General features: G+C 67.8%; 12 protein-coding genes. 1 reads left to right on the top strand and 11 read right to left on the bottom strand.

Annotated features, from left to right (window positions below; all coding sequences use genetic code 11):
- Positions 1 to 49: 49 nt before the first annotated feature.
- The 6 genes from ACPRTJ_RS07355 to ACPRTJ_RS07330 form a co-directional block, all read right to left on the bottom strand.
- On the bottom strand, positions 50 to 1,381 hold the full coding sequence (locus ACPRTJ_RS07355; protein ID WP_278929519.1) for a DUF3426 domain-containing protein: 1,332 nt from the start codon (positions 1,379 to 1,381) through the stop codon (positions 50 to 52).
- 40 nt (positions 1,382 to 1,421) lie between these two features.
- The gene (gene prmA, locus ACPRTJ_RS07350; protein ID WP_043860469.1) at positions 1,422 to 2,300 is read right to left on the bottom strand and encodes a 50S ribosomal protein L11 methyltransferase; all 879 of its coding nucleotides are present in this window, start codon (positions 2,298 to 2,300) and stop codon (positions 1,422 to 1,424) included.
- 223 nt (positions 2,301 to 2,523) lie between these two features.
- A complete protein-coding gene (locus ACPRTJ_RS07345; RefSeq protein WP_058541560.1) occupies positions 2,524 to 3,630 on the bottom strand; it encodes an acetoin dehydrogenase dihydrolipoyllysine-residue acetyltransferase subunit in 1,107 nt (368 codons plus the stop codon).
- Positions 3,627 to 4,646 (bottom strand): alpha-ketoacid dehydrogenase subunit beta, encoded by a 1,020-nt coding sequence (locus ACPRTJ_RS07340; RefSeq protein WP_058541559.1) that lies wholly within the window; start codon positions 4,644 to 4,646, stop codon positions 3,627 to 3,629. Before ACPRTJ_RS07340 ends, ACPRTJ_RS07345 begins: the two co-directional genes overlap by 4 nt.
- A gap of 39 nt (positions 4,647 to 4,685) precedes the next feature.
- On the bottom strand, positions 4,686 to 5,663 hold the full coding sequence (locus tag ACPRTJ_RS07335) for a thiamine pyrophosphate-dependent dehydrogenase E1 component subunit alpha (RefSeq protein WP_043860466.1): 978 nt from the start codon (positions 5,661 to 5,663) through the stop codon (positions 4,686 to 4,688).
- Between the two features lie 22 nt (positions 5,664 to 5,685).
- On the bottom strand, positions 5,686 to 6,744 hold the full coding sequence (locus ACPRTJ_RS07330) for an ATP-NAD kinase family protein (protein WP_043860465.1): 1,059 nt from the start codon (positions 6,742 to 6,744) through the stop codon (positions 5,686 to 5,688).
- A 268-nt stretch (positions 6,745 to 7,012) separates the two neighbouring features.
- Here ACPRTJ_RS07330 and ACPRTJ_RS07325 point away from each other — a divergent pair, with 268 nt between their 5' ends.
- Complete coding sequence (locus ACPRTJ_RS07325; RefSeq protein WP_426428491.1) at positions 7,013 to 8,878, top strand: sigma-54-dependent Fis family transcriptional regulator; 1,866 nt, start codon at positions 7,013 to 7,015, stop codon at positions 8,876 to 8,878.
- 162 nt (positions 8,879 to 9,040) lie between these two features.
- On the opposite strand, the gene accC is transcribed toward ACPRTJ_RS07325, so the two are convergent.
- From accC to ACPRTJ_RS07300, 5 genes are all read right to left on the bottom strand, one after another.
- A complete protein-coding gene (gene accC, locus ACPRTJ_RS07320) occupies positions 9,041 to 10,396 on the bottom strand; it encodes an acetyl-CoA carboxylase biotin carboxylase subunit (protein ID WP_043860463.1) in 1,356 nt (451 codons plus the stop codon).
- Positions 10,397 to 10,413: 17 nt separating this feature from the next.
- A complete protein-coding gene (accB, locus tag ACPRTJ_RS07315; protein ID WP_043860462.1) occupies positions 10,414 to 10,872 on the bottom strand; it encodes an acetyl-CoA carboxylase biotin carboxyl carrier protein in 459 nt (152 codons plus the stop codon).
- Between the two features lie 91 nt (positions 10,873 to 10,963).
- Positions 10,964 to 11,416: a type II 3-dehydroquinate dehydratase gene (gene aroQ, locus ACPRTJ_RS07310; protein ID WP_043860461.1), complete on the bottom strand. Its 453-nt coding sequence runs from the start codon at positions 11,414 to 11,416 to the stop codon at positions 10,964 to 10,966.
- 172 nt (positions 11,417 to 11,588) lie between these two features.
- Positions 11,589 to 13,358 carry a protein-disulfide reductase DsbD gene (locus ACPRTJ_RS07305; protein WP_426428488.1) on the bottom strand — a complete coding sequence of 590 codons (1,770 nt, stop codon included), beginning with the start codon at positions 13,356 to 13,358 and terminating at the stop codon, positions 11,589 to 11,591.
- Positions 13,359 to 13,523: 165 nt separating this feature from the next.
- Entirely contained in the window at positions 13,524 to 14,303 is a 780-nt protein-coding gene (locus ACPRTJ_RS07300) for a methyl-accepting chemotaxis protein (protein WP_371920457.1), read from the bottom strand.
- Positions 14,304 to 15,086: the final 783 nt, after the last annotated feature.

The raw sequence follows: 15,086 nt of genomic DNA, 5'->3' as shown, positions 1-15,086 counted from the left end.
ATACCGCGCTTTTCTCTTGCCGCCTGAAGCTTGCCGCTGGTCGCTGGGTTTACTCCGGCGAGCGGAAGCTCAGGCTGTAGTTGACCGCCTTCGGGCCCGGATCGAGGATGTCCAGGGCGATGTGGATCGGGGTCTGGCTGGGCATTTCGGCCTTGCCGGCCAGCTCGCCGCTCAGGTACTCGCCGGGCTTGAAGCGACGGCTGGCGATCAGTTGGCCGTTGAGGTCGGCAAACCGCAGCTCCAGCAGCGGGAATGGCTGCGAGAAGGGCGCACGATTGTAGATGATCGCGTCCACGATCAACGCGCCGGCAAAGTCCGGGTGGCTGCGGACCACCAGGTTGCTGCTCTTGATGCGGGCGATGTCGACCTTGGAAGGCACTTCGCAGCCCAGTTGCGGGCACAGCTGCTGGAACCAGGGGCGGTACTGGTCCTGGCGGGCCAGTTCGTCGAAGTGATAGGCGATGTACTGGCCAGCCAGTGCCGCGCCAGCCAGCAGAGTCAGCAGCGCCCACAGCAGGCGCCGGCCCCAGTGGCTGCGCGGCTTCTGCCAGTCGAGCTGCAGCGGGTCGTCGACGATGTCGACCAGCGCCGGCTTGCGCGGCGAGCGTGCGGCCATCGGGCCAAGGTCGGGTTCGTGGCGGGTATTCGGGGCGTCGTCGAGCGCCGGGTCCGGCGTATCGGGCTCATCACCCGGGTCGCGTGCCGACAGGTGCTCGGCCACCACGTCGGGGTCGTGGAGGGGCTGCTCGCGCAGCGGGGGCTCGTCATCCAGGCCGTCCAGGTCCAGCGACAGCGAGGGTTCGGTGCGCTCGCCCGGCAGCGCCACGACAGCCGGGACGGGTTCGTCGACCAGCGGCGGCTGCGGCGTTGCCTGGGCTTCGCGTTCGTCGGCGGGGCTGCTGAACAGGCTGTCGGTGTACGAGGTGTCGTCCGGGCCGTCGCGCTGGGCGCTGAGGCTGTCCTCGCGGCGTGGCGCCAGGTCGAAGTCTTCGGCCTGGCTGCGCTTGAACTCGCTGATCGGCTGGATTTCGCGTTGCTCCAGGCGGGCGAGTTCCTGGTCGAGGTCCAGTTGGTCGAGGTCGACGTCCAGCGCGCTGGCCGTCCATTCGCGCTGGCTGATCGGCGCGGCGGCCGGCGGCGCTGGCTGCGGTGCATGTTCGGGTTCGGCCACCGGCGCAGGCAACGGCATTGCCGGCGGCAGCGCGGGGGCGACCTGCAGCGCCTGTTGCGCTGCACTCTGCTCCAGCAGCTGCTTGGCGGCGTTGAATACCTGCAGGCAATTGCCGCAGCGCACTACCCCGCGGGCCACACTCAATTGAGTGTGGCTGACGCGAAAGCTGGTCTGGCAATGCGGGCACTGGGTGACGAAACTGTCGGTCATGCGGCGGTCCGGGTTGTGCAGAGTTGTAGTCTAGGCGCAGTTAGCGCCGGCGACCACTGATGCGTACCCAGCCATCGCGCACGGCGATCGGGTCCAGGTCGAAGTCCTTGGCGTAGGCAGCGGCCACTTCATCGCCCTGTTCGGCGAGGATGCCCGACAGCGCCAGCAGGCCGCCGGGGCGTACCAGGCCGGACAGCTGCGGGGCCAGCGAGACCAGCGGGCCGGCGAGGATGTTGGCTACCAGCACGTCGGCCTGCATGGCCGGCATGTCCTGGGGCAGGTACAGGTCGAACAGCGCGTCGGCGATGCCGTTGCGCCCGGCATTGTCGCGCGAGGCCTCGATGGCCTGCACGTCGATGTCGGTGCCCACTGCCTTGCGTGCGCCCAGCAGCAGCGCGGCGATGGCGAGGATGCCCGAGCCGCAGCCGAAGTCGAGTACTTCAGTGCCGTTCAGGTCCTGGCCGTCGAGCCATTCCAGGCACAGGGCGGTGGTCGGGTGGGTGCCGGTGCCGAACGCCAGGCCCGGGTCGAGCAGCAGGTTGACGGCGTCCGGCTCGGGGGCGGCGTGCCAGCTGGGCACGATCCACAGGCGCTGGCCGAAGCGCATGGGCTGGAAGTTGTCCATCCAGCTGCGTTCCCAGTCCTGGTCTTCGATCACTTCGGCCTGGTGCTCGGGCAGGGCGGCCCCGGTCAGCAGTTGCAGGTGTGCAAACACTGCCTCGGGTTCGGCGTCGGCTTCGAACAGGGCCAGCAGGTGGGTGTGCGACCACAGCGGGGTGGTGTTGAGGTCCGGTTCGAAGATCGGCTGGTCTTCGGCGTCCATGAAGGTGACGGAGACGGCGCCGACTTCGAGCAGGGCATCTTCGTAGGTTTCGGCTTGTTCCGGGCTGATGGCCAGACGTACTTGCAGCCAGGGCATGGCGGGCACCTTTGGGTAATTCGTGGAGGGCAGCCGCTGGGGGCTGCGCGAAGCGCGCCAGTTTACTTGAGTGCGAGGGGTTTGTATCGGGGGCGCTGCAGTGTCTGTACTGGCGTGATCGCGGGTCAAGCCGCTCCCACAGAGACGGCAGTGATCCCTGTGGGAGCGGGCTTGACCCGCGATCGGGCTGCAGAGCAGCCCTCGAGACACAAACCGGTGCTGGTCAGTGCCCGCGCAAAAACGCCAGCAGTCGCGCATTGACCTGCTCGGCCGCTTCCAGCTGCACCATGTGCCCCTGGCCCGGCAGTATCGCCACCTCGGCTGGCAGGCCGTCCACATGGGTGGCCGGGATGATCGCGTCATCGCTGCCCCACAGCACCAGCGTCGGCTGCTGCGCCACCACCGGGCGCAGGTCGTGACGCTGCACGCCGTCGCTGGCCAGTGCGTCGGCCAGTTGTCGCAGGGCCTCGTCCACCCCCTCCAGGCGCTTGAACCTGAGCATGTCCTCGAGCATCTGCCGGGTCACCAGCCCGGGGTCGGAGAACAGCTGCGTCATCTGCGGCTTCAGGGCGTTGCGGTTGGCCGCCGCAACGATGCCCTGCAGGTAGCCGCCATTGATCTCGCGCCCCAGCCCGGCGCTGGCGATCAGGCTCAGCGACTGCACCCGCGCAGGTGCCAGCCGCGCCAGGTTCAAGGCCACCGCACCACCCATGGAGTGCCCGGCCAGGTGCACGCGCCCCAGGTCCAGGTGATCGAGCAGGGCCAGCACGCTCTGGCTCAGCTCATCCAGGTCGCCGCGTTGCAGGTGCTTGCCCGACTCGCCATGCCCGGGCAGGTCGAGGGCGATCACCCGGCGCTCGGCGGCCAGCGCCGGGTGGTTGAACATCCAGTTGTTCAGGTCGCCGCAGAAGCCGTGGATCAACACCAGCGGCGTACCGCCTTCGCCGAGGTCGAAGTAGCGCACCCGGTGCCCGTCCAGCTCGACTTTCTGCGGCGCCGGGCCGCTGTCCTGCTCGGCGCCGTCACCGGGCACGAACTCGGCCTGAAAGCGCTGTACCACCGCATCGATCTGCGCGTCGCTGGCCTCGCCCTCGACCACCACGGCCAGCAGCGCCCCCACTGCCAGGGTTTCGTCGGGCCGGGCGATCTGACGGCGCAGCACGCCGCTGAACGGGGCCTCGACGCTGCTGGAGATCTTGTCGGTCTCCACGTCCAGCACCTCGTCGCCCTTGCTGATGTGCTCGCCTTCCTGCTTGAGCCAGGTGTCGATGCGCCCCTCGGTCATCGACAGGCCCCACTTGGGCATGGTCAGGGTATGGATCTGGCTCATGCCGCGTCCCTCCCTTTCATCACTGTGTGCACGGCAGCCTCGATCTTGGCGGCGGTGGGGATGTAGAGGTCTTCCAGCGCGTCGGAGAACGGCACCGGGGTGTGCGGCGCAGTGACCATCTCGATCGGGCCCTTGAGTGCGCCGAAGGCTTTCTGCGCCACCAGCGCACTGATGTCGGTGGCCATCGAGCAGCGCGGGTTGGCTTCGTCGATCACCACCAGGCGGCCGGTCTTTTCCACGCTTTCGAGAATGCTGTCTTCATCCATCGGGCTGGTGGTGCGCAGGTCGAGTACCTCGCAGTCGATGCCCTGGCGCGCCAGGTTGGCCGCCGCCTCCATGGCCAGGTGGACCATGCGCCCGTAGGTCACCAGGGTGATGTCGTCGCCGTCACGCAAGAAGTTGGCCTCGCCGAACGGCACGGTGTAGACCTCTTCCGGCACTTCGCCCTGCAGGCTGTAGAGCAGCTTGTGCTCGCAGAAGATCACCGGGTCGTTGTCGCGGATCGCCTGGATCAGCAGGCCCTTGGCGTCATACGGCGACGACGGGCACACCACCTTCAGGCCCGGGATGTGGGTCCACAGCGAGGTGAGCATCTGCGAGTGCTGGGCGGCGGCGCGCAGGCCGGCGCCGACCATGGTGCGCATCACCAGCGGGGTGACCGCCTTGCCGCCGTACATGTAGCGAAACTTGGCTGCCTGGTTGAGGATCTGGTCCAGGCAGCAGCCGGCAAAGTCGACGAACATCAGTTCGCACACCGGGCGCAGGCCCTGGGTGGCGGCGCCGACCGCTGCGCCCACATAGCCGATTTCCGATAGCGGCGCGTCCAGCACGCGGCCGGGGAACTGCCCGTAAAGGCCCTTGGTGACGCCGAGCACACCGCCCCAGGCGTCATTCTCGCCCGGTGCACCGGCACCGCCGGCGACGTCCTCGCCAATGATGAACACCGTGGGGTCGCGGCGCATTTCCTGGGCCAGGGCTTCGTTGATGGCCTGCTGGTAGCTGATTTTTCTCGCCATGATGATTCTCCGATTGTTCTTGTTGTAAGGGCAGCGTGCTCAGGGGTAGGCGACGTACACGTCGCTGAGCAGGTCGGCAGGCTGGGGCTTGGGGTCGGACTTGGCGCGGCGCACGGCGTCTTCGATCAGGTCCTCGACCTGGGCATCCACCAGGTCCAGCTGGGCGTCGCCGAGCAGCCCGGCGCGGGTGGTGCGCTGGCGGAACTGCATCAGGCAGTCGCGGGTTTCGCGCAGGTTCTTCACCTCGTCCGGGGCGCGGTAGGTTTGCGCGTCGCCTTCGAAGTGGCCGTAGTAGCGGGTCAGCTTGACCTCCACCAGCGACGGGCCCTGCCCGCTGCGGGCACGCTCGATGGCGGCGCCGGCCGCCTCGTGCACGGCAAAGAAGTCGTAGCCGTCGATGGTCACCCCGGGCATGCCGAAGCCGGCGGCGCGGTCGGCGATGTGGTCGCACGCCACCGACCAGTTGGAGGCGGTGGCCTCGGCGTAGCCGTTGTTCTCGGCCACGAAGATGCACGGCAGGTTCATGATCGCGGCCAGGTTCATGGCCTCGAACACCGCACCCTCGTTGGAGCCGCCGTCGCCGAAGAACACCACGGCCACGTCATCGGTGCCCTTGAGCTTGGCCGCCAGGGCAGCGCCGGCCACCAGGGGCGCGCCGGCGCCGACGATGCCGTTGGCGCCGAGCATGCCCTTTTCCAGGTCGGCGATATGCATCGAGCCGCCCTTGCCGCCGCACACGCCGGTCTTCTTGCCGTAGATCTCGGCCATCATGCCGTGCACGTCCACGCCCTTGGCGATGCAGTGGCCGTGGCCGCGGTGGTTGGAGGCGATGCAGTCGCTGTCGCGCAGGTGCGCCATGACCCCGGCGGCCGACGCCTCTTCGCCGGCATACAGGTGCACGAAGCCTGGGATCTCGCCGGTGGCGAACTCGATGTGCAGGCGCTCTTCGAAGGCGCGGATGGTGCGCATGACCCGGTAGGCATGCAGGAGTTGCTCGGTGTTCAGGTGAGTGGACATCTTGTTGTTCTCCAGGGTTGTCTCAGCACTGAGGGTGCGCAGGGTGTTGCGGGTGTTCGCGGCCTACCGCCAGCAGGCGATGGCGGGCGGCGAAGGCCAGTACGGCCTCCACGTCGATGCTCAGGGGGCCGTGGGCGTCGAGGGTGACGGTGGGACGGTCGTGCTCGCTGAACTCGATCTCGCGCTCGCCGTCCAGCGCCAGGGTGCCGCTGGACAGGCTCAGGGAGTAGGCGACGCCCGGTGCCAGCGGGCCGGCGGCGGTGATGCCGCAGCCTTGCACCAGGCCAGGGGCCAGCGGCGCCAGCAGCGCCTGTTCGGCCTGGCCGTTAAGACGCACCCAGGCCCCTTCGGCGGCGTGGCGCGACACCGGGCACCACAGCCCGCACAGCGCCGAGAGGCCGATGGCATGGGGTTCGGCGAAGGTGGCGAAGACTTCGGCAAGGTCTTCGGCGCGGCTCAGGGCGCGGGCGCCGATGAAGCGCTGCGGCGACACCGCGACTTCCACCAGCGCCCATTCGCACAGCTCCCGCGCCGGGTCGCGCACCAGCAGGCGCTTGTTGCGGCGCAGGCCCACCTGGGCCGGGATGCGCCCGGCGGCGAACAGCCCGCCGGCCAGCCCGGCGCTGGTGGCCTCGCGCAATTCGGGGAAGGCGTTGTTGGTACCGGTGGAAAGGGTCAGCAGCGGAATGTCGCCGACCTCGGCGGCCACCGCCTTGTGGGTGCCGTCGCCGCCGAGCACGGCGATCAGTGCGACCCCGCGGGCGAGCATCTGGCGCGCGGCCAGGCGGGTGTCCTCCACGGTCTGGCGCAGCGGCATGTCGAGGATGTCCAGTTGCGGCCAGCGCTGGCCGGCGGCCTGCGGGCCGTTGCTGGCCTTGAGCACGGCGGCGGCGATGCCGGTCATGTCCGGCGGCAGCAGCACGCGCCGGATGCCGGTGGCGGCGAAGGCGGCCAGCAGGCGTTGCACGGCCGAGGCCTTGTCGGTGCTGGAGTACAGGCCGGCGCTGGCGGTAAGCCTGCGCAGGTCGCGGCCCGAGGCCGGGTTGACGATGATGCCCACGGTGGGGGCGGGATGGCTCATGGCGCACCTCTGGTTCTTGTGTACCAGGGCTGGAGCAAGGGTGGTGCCAGGTTGGGTGAAAGGCTTGACCCAGAGCCTTTGTGCAGCATTGCAGGGGCGTACTCGCGGGGTGTCGGCAAGACGCTGCGTTGCAGTGCGGGCAGCGCCGCGGCGAGACGCCGAGACGCTGCGTCTCACGGCGCCGCTTGCCCAGGCGGTGCTTGTCGGGGCCTGGCAAACGGCGCTTAATGGGCCGCATAACGACAAGAACACGAGAACCGGAGGCCCCATGCTTGCCGCGAACTCCAGAGCCCACGTCGACTGTGTCAGCCGTGTGCTCAAGAATGCCGACCGCCAGCCCCAGGCGCCGGTACCGCCGTTGATCCTCGATTCCTGGCGCCGCTCGATGGAGCAGCACCGCCTCGACCCTTCCTCGCAGCAAGGGCCGCGCATCCTGTCGCAAACCCTGCTCAACGAATGCCGCGAACGCGCCGAGCTGTTCATGCGCATTGCCAGTGATGCGGTGGCGCGCCTGCACGAGCGGGTGCGCGGTGCCGACTACTGCGTGCTGCTGACCGACGCGCAGGGTCGCACCATCGACTACCGCGTCGACGCCGCGCTGCGCAACGACTGCCGCAAGGCCGGCCTGTACCTGGGCACCTGCTGGTCGGAAGGCGAGGAGGGCACCTGCGGAGTGGCGGCGGTACTGACCAGCCAGGTGCCGGTCACGGTGCACAAGCGCGATCACTTTCGCGCCGCGTTCATCGGCCTGACCTGCTCGGCGGCGCCGGTGTTCGACCCGCAGGGCAAGCTGCTGGGGGTGGTCGACGTGTCGGCACTGCAGTCGCCGGACGACCGGCGCAGCCAGCACCTGATCCGCCAACTGGTGGTGCAGACCGCGCGGGAGATCGAGAACGCGTTTTTCATGCACAACGCCCAGGCGCATTGGGTGCTGCGGGCGCACAGCGCGCCGGGGTATGTGGACAGCCAGCCGGACTTTCTGCTGGCCTGGGATGCCGACGGACGCCTGCAGGCGCTCAACAGCCTGGCACGCTCGGCATTGCTCTCGCGCTACGGCGAGCTGCCGGCGCATATCGGCCAGCTGTTCGACCTGGACCAGTTGCGCGCGGTGACCGACGAGTCGGCCCAGCGCCTGAGCTGGAGCGCCGATGGCGATGCGCTGCATGTGCGGGTCAGCTCGCCACAGCGTCCGGCGCGGGTGGTGCCGGTGCCGGGCGGGGTGGATGCACGGGTGGAGGAAAGCCTGCGCCTGGCGGTGCGGGTCAAGAACTGCAACCTGGCGGTGCTGGTGGTGGGCGAGACCGGTGCGGGCAAGGAGGTGTTCGCGCGCCAGTTGCATGAACGCAGCGCGCGGGCCGGCAAGCCGTTCGTGGCGCTCAACTGCGCGGCGATTCCCGAGAGCCTGATCGAGAGCGAGCTGTTCGGCTATGTGGCCGGGGCGTTTACCGGGGCCTCCAGCAAGGGCATGCGCGGGCTGCTGCAGCAGGCCGATGGCGGCACGCTGTTTCTCGACGAGATCGGCGACATGCCGCTGGCCTTGCAGACCCGCCTGCTGCGGGTGCTGGCCGAAGGCGAGGTGGCGCCGCTGGGTGCGGCCAGGCGCGAGCGTGTGGATATCCAGGTGATCTGCGCCACGCACCGCGACCTGGCGGCGCGGGTGGCCGACGGGCGCTTTCGCGAAGACCTGTACTTTCGCCTGGCCAATGCGCGCTTCGAGCTGCCGCCGCTGCGCGAGCGCAGTGACCGGCTGGCCTTGATCAACCGCTTGCTGGCCGAGGAGGCGGCCGGTTGCGGGGTGGACGTGGGCTTGAGCGAGGCAGCGCTGGAGTGCCTGCTGGGGTATCGCTGGCCGGGTAACCTGCGCCAGTTGCGCCAGGTGCTGCGTTACGCCTGCGCGGTGTGCGCCGCTGGCACGCTGCAGTTGCAGGACCTGCCGGCGGATGTGCGCGGGGCGCAGGTGCAGGGCCAGGTGCAGGCCAGCATGAGCCCGCAGCGCCAGGTGCTGCTGGAGGCGCTGGTACGCCATCGCTGGAAACCGGGGGAGGCGGCCAAGGCGCTGGGTATTTCGCGGGCCACCTTGTACCGGCGGGTGCATGCGCATGGCATCGAGATGCCGCGCATGGGGCGGGACTAGGCGGCGCATTCATCGCGGGTCAAGCCCGCTCCCACCGGTACAGCGGTGATCCTGAGATCAATGGCGTTCCTGTGGGAGCGGGCTTGACCCGCGATGGGCGTACCGCAGCCCAAAAAAAAGACCCCGGCACCAGGCCGGGGTCTTTTTCACATCACACCTGCATCACTCGTCGTTGGCGAGCTTGTGTTCCAGGTAGTGAATGTTCACGCCACCTTTGCAGAAACCTTCATCGCGCACCAGCTCGCGGTGCAGCGGGATGTTGGTCTTGATGCCGTCGACGACGATCTCGTCCAGCGCATTGCGCATGCGCGCCATGGCTTCGTCACGGTCCTTGCCGTAGGTGATCAGCTTGCCGATCAGCGAGTCGTAGTTCGGCGGTACCGCATAGCCACTGTACAGGTGCGAGTCGACGCGAACGCCGTTGCCGCCCGGTGCGTGGAAATGCTTGACGGTACCCGGGCTCGGAATGAACTTCTTCGGGTCTTCGGCGTTGATCCGGCACTCCAGCGAGTGACCGCGAATCACCACGTCATCCTGGGTGAACGACAGCTTGTTGCCAGCGGCGATGCTGAGCATCTCCTTGACGATGTCGATACCGGTGACCATCTCCGAAACCGGGTGCTCCACCTGAACACGGGTGTTCATTTCGATGAAGTAGAACGCGCCGTTCTCGTAGAGGAACTCGAAGGTGCCGGCACCACGGTAGCCGATGTCGATGCACGCCTTGACGCAGCGGGCGAAGACTTCCTGGCGGGCCTTTTCGTCGATGCCCGGGGCTGGCGCTTCTTCCAGCACCTTCTGGTGGCGGCGCTGCAGCGAGCAGTCGCGGTCACCCAGGTGCACGGCGTTGCCCTGGCCGTCGGACAGTACCTGAACTTCCACGTGACGCGGGTTGGTCAGGAACTTCTCCAGGTACACCATCGGGTTGCCGAAGGCGGCGCCGGCTTCGCTGCGGGTCAGCTTGGCCGAGGCGATCAGGTCCTCTTCCTTGTGCACCACGCGCATGCCGCGACCACCACCGCCACCGGCGGCCTTGATGATCACCGGGTAGCCGACTTCACGGCCGATGCGCAGGGCTTCTTCCTCGTCTTCCGGCAGCGGGCCGTCGGAACCCGGAACGGTCGGTACGCCGGCCTTGATCATCGCGTCCTTGGCCGACACCTTGTCGCCCATCAGGCGGATGGTGTCGGCCTTGGGGCCGATGAAGGCGAAGCCGGAGTTCTCGACCTGCTCGGCGAAATCGGCGTTTTCCGCGAGGAAACCGTAGCCTGGGTGAATGGCGGTGGCGCCGGTCACTTCAGCGGCTGCGATGATCGCCGGGATGTGCAGGTAGGAGTGGGTGGCCGAAGCCGGGCCAATGCATACCGATTCGTCGGCCAGGCCCAGGTGCATCAGCTCGCGGTCGGCGGTGGAGTGCACGGCGACGGTCTTGATGCCCATCTCTTTGCAGGCGCGCAGGATCCGCAGGGCAATTTCCCCGCGGTTGGCGATCAGGACTTTTTCCAACTTGGCTGGCATCGTTGGTTCTCCGCGGTTCAAACGATGGTGAACAGCGGCTGGTCGTACTCAACCGGCTGGCCGTCTTCTACCAGAATGGATTCGATCACACCGCTGGTTTCAGCTTCGATGTGGTTCATCATTTTCATGGCTTCGACGATGCACAGGGTGTCGCCTTTCTTCACGGTCTGGCCGACTTCGACGAAGGCAGGCGAGGTAGGCGAGGCTTTGCGGTAGAAGGTACCGACCATTGGCGAGCGGGCCACGGTGCCGTTGAGCTTCGGCGCGGCTGGCGCTTCGGCGGCAGCCGGGGCAGCGGCGGCCACAGGGGCGGCGGCCGGTGCGGCAGCCATCGGGGCTGGCGCGTAGTACTGCTGGGCCGGGGTCTTGCTGTGGCGGCTGATACGGACGGACTCTTCGCCTTCCTTGATCTCCAGCTCGTCGATGCCAGACTCTTCCAGCAGTTCGATCAGTTTCTTGACTTTACGGATATCCATTAATCATCAACTCCCAAGGGTCGGTCAGGGTCGTATAAACGTGAATGTTAACGTTCGTACACGGCCCGGCCTGCGGCCAGGCTTCGGTTATTCAGGGTTTGGCGTGCGCTGCCAGGTGTTCCAGGGCGGACTCCAGGGCCAGGCGATAGCCGGTGGCGCCCAGGCCGCAGATCACCCCTACGGCGACGTCTGAAAAGTAGGAGTGGTGGCGAAACGGCTCGCGCTTGTGCACGTTGGACAGATGCACTTCGATGAATGGGATGCTCACCGCCAGCAATGCGTCACGTAATGCGACGCTTGTGTGCGTGAAAGCCGCCGGATTGATCAGGATGAAGTCCACCCCTTCGTTGCGTGCGGCGTGGATGCGATCGATCAGTTCGTACTCGGCATTGCTTTGCAGGTATTGCAGATGGTGGCCGGCGGCGCGTGCACGCTGCTCCAGGTCCTGGTTGATCTGGGCCAGGGTCACGGCCCCATAGACGCCCGGTTCGCGGGTGCCTAGCAGGTTCAGGTTGGGGCCATGCAGCACCAGTAGCGTTGCCATCTGCGGTTCCTTTTATTGTCGGGCAAAAACGTAGCGCGGCGACTATGCCGCAAACTGCCGAGCACTGTCCAGTTACCTGCAATAGCCAGCACGATGACCGAGATTCGCGCGAAATTTATGACTATCTTGCCAATTTCGGTCATCCGTGGCGCTTTTCAAGCGGCCCCAGCAGTTATAGACCCACTTCGCTGCGAATGCGCGCCAGGTGTTCGGCAAATTCGCCGGCTTTTACCTCGCCTATCACCCTGCTGTCGGTTTTTTCGCTGCCGTTCGCGGCAAACACCAGGAAGCCCGGCGGGCCGAACAGCTGGTAGCGGTCCAGCAGCGCGCGTTGCTCGGCGTTGCTTTCGGTGATGTCGAACCGTACCAGGCGGTAGCCCTGCAGTTGCGCCTGCACGGCCGGATCGCCGAGTACGTCATGCTCGATCACCTTGCAACTGATGCACCAGTCGGCGTACCAGTCCAGCAGCAGCGGTTGCCCGGCCGCCCTGGCTTCGGCCAGCAGGCCATCCAGGGCGGCGGGGGTGTTCACCGTCTGCCAGGCGCTGACCGGTGCGGCCGAGGGGGTGCTGGCGGGGACGGGGAGTGGCCGCAGCGGGTCGGCCTGGCCACTGAAGGCGCCGTACCAGCAGGCCAGCGCGTAGGCCAGCAGCAACAGGCCGAGCAGCTGCGCCAGGCGCTGGCCGGTGGTCTTCACGCCGAACTCCAGGGCGCCGAGGAACAGCGCCACGCCGGCTGCCAGCAGGCCGATCAGCAGCAGGGTGAGCGGGCCGGGCAGCACGCGGCTGAGCAGGCCGATGGCCAGGCCCAGCAGCAGCACGCCGATGGCGTTCTTCACCGTGACCAGCCACGGCCCGCTTTTGGGCAGCCAGGCCGCACCGCCGGTGGCCACCAGCAGCAGCGGCGCGCCCATGCCCAGGCCCAGCGCGAAGAGTTTCAGCGCCCCGCCGATGGCATCGCCGCTGGCGCTTATATATAGCAGCGCACCGGCCAGTGGCGCCGACACGCAGGGCGAGACCAGCAGGCTGGAAACCACCCCGAGTACGGCGGCGCCCAGCAGCGAGCCGCCCTTGGTCTGCCCGGCCACGCGGTCCAGGCGGCTGCTGATGAACTGCGGCAGCTTCAGTTCGAACAGGCCGAACATGGCCAGGGCGAATACCACGAAGAATGCCGCGAAGGGCACCAGCACCCAGGCCGATTGCAGGCGTGCCTGCAAATTGAGCTGGGCACCGAACAGGCCCATCAGCGCGCCGAGCAGGGCGAAGCAGGCGGCCATCGGCAGCACGTAGGCCAGCGACAGGGCCAGGCCGCGACCGCCACCGACCTGGCCACGCAGCACCACCCCGGAAAGGATCGGCAGCATCGGCAGCACGCAGGGGGTGAAGGTCAGGCCGACGCCGGCAAGGAAGAACAGCAGCATTTCCTTCCAGCTCCAGGCGTTGCTGCTGGCCGGGGCGGCGGCGGTGGACGCGGCGCCGACGCCGTCGATGCTCAGGCGCTCGGTTTCCGGCGGGTAGCACAGGCCCTTGTCGGCGCAGCCCTGATAGCTCACCACCAGGGTGAAGGGGCGCTGGTCGGCAGTGCGTGGCAGGTCGATGTCGAGGATGCCGTGGTACACCTCGACGTCGCCGAAGTACTCGTCGTGCTTGGCCTCGCCGGCAGGTAGCTGCGCGGTGCCCAGGGCGATGTCGGCAGGTTCGGTACGGAACTGGAAGCGGTGGCGATAGAGGTAGTAACCCTCGGTGGTGACGAAGCGCAGCTTGATGGCCTGGGCGTCGCCCTGGATCAGGTTGAGCTTGAAGGCTTCGCGCACGGGCAGGAAGTCGGCGCTGTTGTTCAGGCCCGGTGCGCCGAGGGTGGCGCTGGGGCGGTTGTCGAGCAGCCCGGCGCCCATGGCGGGCAGGGCCAGGACCAGAAGCAGGAGGCAAAGCAGGCGACGCATGAGCGGTCTCGCTGGGGGGAACGTGGGGGCAATGATAACGGAGTTTGAGCAGGAGCAATCGAGTTGAACCCATCGCGGGTCAAGCCCGCTCCCACAGACAATGCATCTGGCTCAATCAGGATGCATACCTGTGGGAGCGGGCTTGACCCGCGAGAGTCCCCTGGATCAGACCCGGAACGCCTGCACGGCGGTGTTCAGCTCCCCGCCCAGGCGCAGCAGATGCTCACCCTGCTCGCGCCCCTCGCCAATGCGCTCCAGGTTGTCCGCGCCCAGTTCGTGGATCCGTTCGCTATGGTCGCGAATCTCGCTCACCGCACCGCTCTGCTGCGCGGTCACGTCGGCGATGCGTACGGCGGTCTGCGCAATGGTCTGGATCGCCGCGACAATCTCGTCCAGCGCTCCATCGGCAGACTGCGCCTGCTGGGCAGTGGCCTCGGCGTGCTCCAGTTGCGCGCGCATGCCTTCCACCGATTCGCGTGCCGCCTGCTGCAGGCGCGCGATCAGGGTCTGGATTTCGCCGGTGGCACCGGTGGTGCGCTGGGCCAGCGAACGCACCTCCTCGGCCACCACGGCAAAGCCGCGGCCCATCTCGCCGGCCCTTGCCGCCTCGATGGCCGCATTCAGGGCCAGCAGGTTGGTCTGTTCGGCAATCGAGCGGATCACCGTGAGCACGCCGCCAATGGTCGCCGACTCCTGGGCCAGGCCCTCGATCATCTGTGCATTGCCCTGCACCTCGTCCACCAGCAGGCGCAGCCCGCTCAGGCTCTGACCGATCACCGCCTGGCCCTGTTCCACCGCCAGCCCCGCGTGGCGGCTGGCGTCGGCGGCCTGGCTGGCATCGCCGGCCACCTGGGTGATGGTGGCCTCCAGTTCGCCCAGCGCATCGCGGATCTGCGCGGTGTCGCCGGCCTGGCGCTCGGCGCCGTCGTGCAGCGCGCTGCTCATGCCGGCCAGGGCGTGGCTGCTACCGGCCACCTGCTCGGCGTTGCTGCGGATGGTGCCCACCAGGTCTACCAGGTAGGCACGCAGGCGGTTGAGCGAGTCCTGGATGTCGTGCATTTCGCGGTTGCTGCGCCCCAGCGCAATGGCCTGGCTGAAGTCGCCGCCGGCCCACTGCGAGAGCGCCGGCGCCAGGTTGCCCAGCACCCGCGCCAGGCGCCGCTGCAAGGTGTCGATGAGCAGGGCGATCAGCAGGATCAACCCGATCATCAGGCCCTGGATCACCCGCACTTCGCCCTGGATCTGCCCGTGCTGCGCGCGCACCCCCGGTTCCAGGTCGGCGATGGCCTGCTGCACGGCGGCCATGCGCGCCTGGGTGGTGGTGGCCAGTTCGGTACGGCGCTCGATCTGCGCGCGGGTGCGCTGCAGTTCTGCCGGGTAGCGCGCCAGCAAACTGCCCAGCTCGCGCTTGAGGGCCACGCCGACGTCTTCGGCGCTGGTGGTGGCCTCGCTCTGCAGGCCCATCATCGCGGCGAAGTCGTCGGCGCCGGATTCCACTGCCGCGGTCACGCCCAGCAATGGCAGGGCGTCGAGGGCTTTGGCCTGGGTGATGATCAGTTGCAGTTCGCGCTCCACCTCGTCGGCCAGCTCGCTGCGACCGCTGCTCACCAGCTTGTCACGCGCCAGCGACAGGCGGCCCAGGTGCAGGCTGGCTTCCAGCAGTGCCGACTGGTAGTGCGCCGCCTCGGGGTGGCCGCTGTCGTGGGCGTAGCGGGCTAGCTGTTCGAG

This window comes from Pseudomonas palmensis, from assembly GCF_049942755.1.
In the GTDB taxonomy this organism is placed as follows: Bacteria; Pseudomonadota; Gammaproteobacteria; order Pseudomonadales; family Pseudomonadaceae; genus Aquipseudomonas; species Aquipseudomonas palmensis.
The sequence above is the reverse complement of the archived record's forward strand: the minus strand, read 5'-3'. Positions and strand labels throughout refer to the sequence as shown.

Bases quoted from the DNA above. Each gene is read 5' to 3' on its own strand.
- accC (WP_043860463.1), bottom strand. From the start codon at position 10,396: ATGCCAGCCAAGTTGGAAAAAGTCCTGATCGCCAACCGCGGGGAAATT.
- ACPRTJ_RS07355 (WP_278929519.1), bottom strand. From the start codon at position 1,381: ATGACCGACAGTTTCGTCACCCAGTGCCCGCATTGCCAGACCAGCTTT.
- ACPRTJ_RS07325 (WP_426428491.1), top strand. From the start codon at position 7,013: ATGCTTGCCGCGAACTCCAGAGCCCACGTCGACTGTGTCAGCCGTGTG.
- ACPRTJ_RS07305 (WP_426428488.1), bottom strand. From the start codon at position 13,358: ATGCGTCGCCTGCTTTGCCTCCTGCTTCTGGTCCTGGCCCTGCCCGCC.
- accB (WP_043860462.1), bottom strand. From the start codon at position 10,872: ATGGATATCCGTAAAGTCAAGAAACTGATCGAACTGCTGGAAGAGTCT.
- ACPRTJ_RS07335 (WP_043860466.1), bottom strand. From the start codon at position 5,663: ATGTCCACTCACCTGAACACCGAGCAACTCCTGCATGCCTACCGGGTC.
- aroQ (WP_043860461.1), bottom strand. From the start codon at position 11,416: ATGGCAACGCTACTGGTGCTGCATGGCCCCAACCTGAACCTGCTAGGC.
- ACPRTJ_RS07330 (WP_043860465.1), bottom strand. From the start codon at position 6,744: ATGAGCCATCCCGCCCCCACCGTGGGCATCATCGTCAACCCGGCCTCG.
- ACPRTJ_RS07340 (WP_058541559.1), bottom strand. From the start codon at position 4,646: ATGGCGAGAAAAATCAGCTACCAGCAGGCCATCAACGAAGCCCTGGCC.
- prmA (WP_043860469.1), bottom strand. From the start codon at position 2,300: ATGCCCTGGCTGCAAGTACGTCTGGCCATCAGCCCGGAACAAGCCGAA.
- ACPRTJ_RS07300 (WP_371920457.1), bottom strand. From the start codon at position 14,303: ATGAGCAGCGCGCTGCACGACGGCGCCGAGCGCCAGGCCGGCGACACC.
- ACPRTJ_RS07345 (WP_058541560.1), bottom strand. From the start codon at position 3,630: ATGAGCCAGATCCATACCCTGACCATGCCCAAGTGGGGCCTGTCGATG.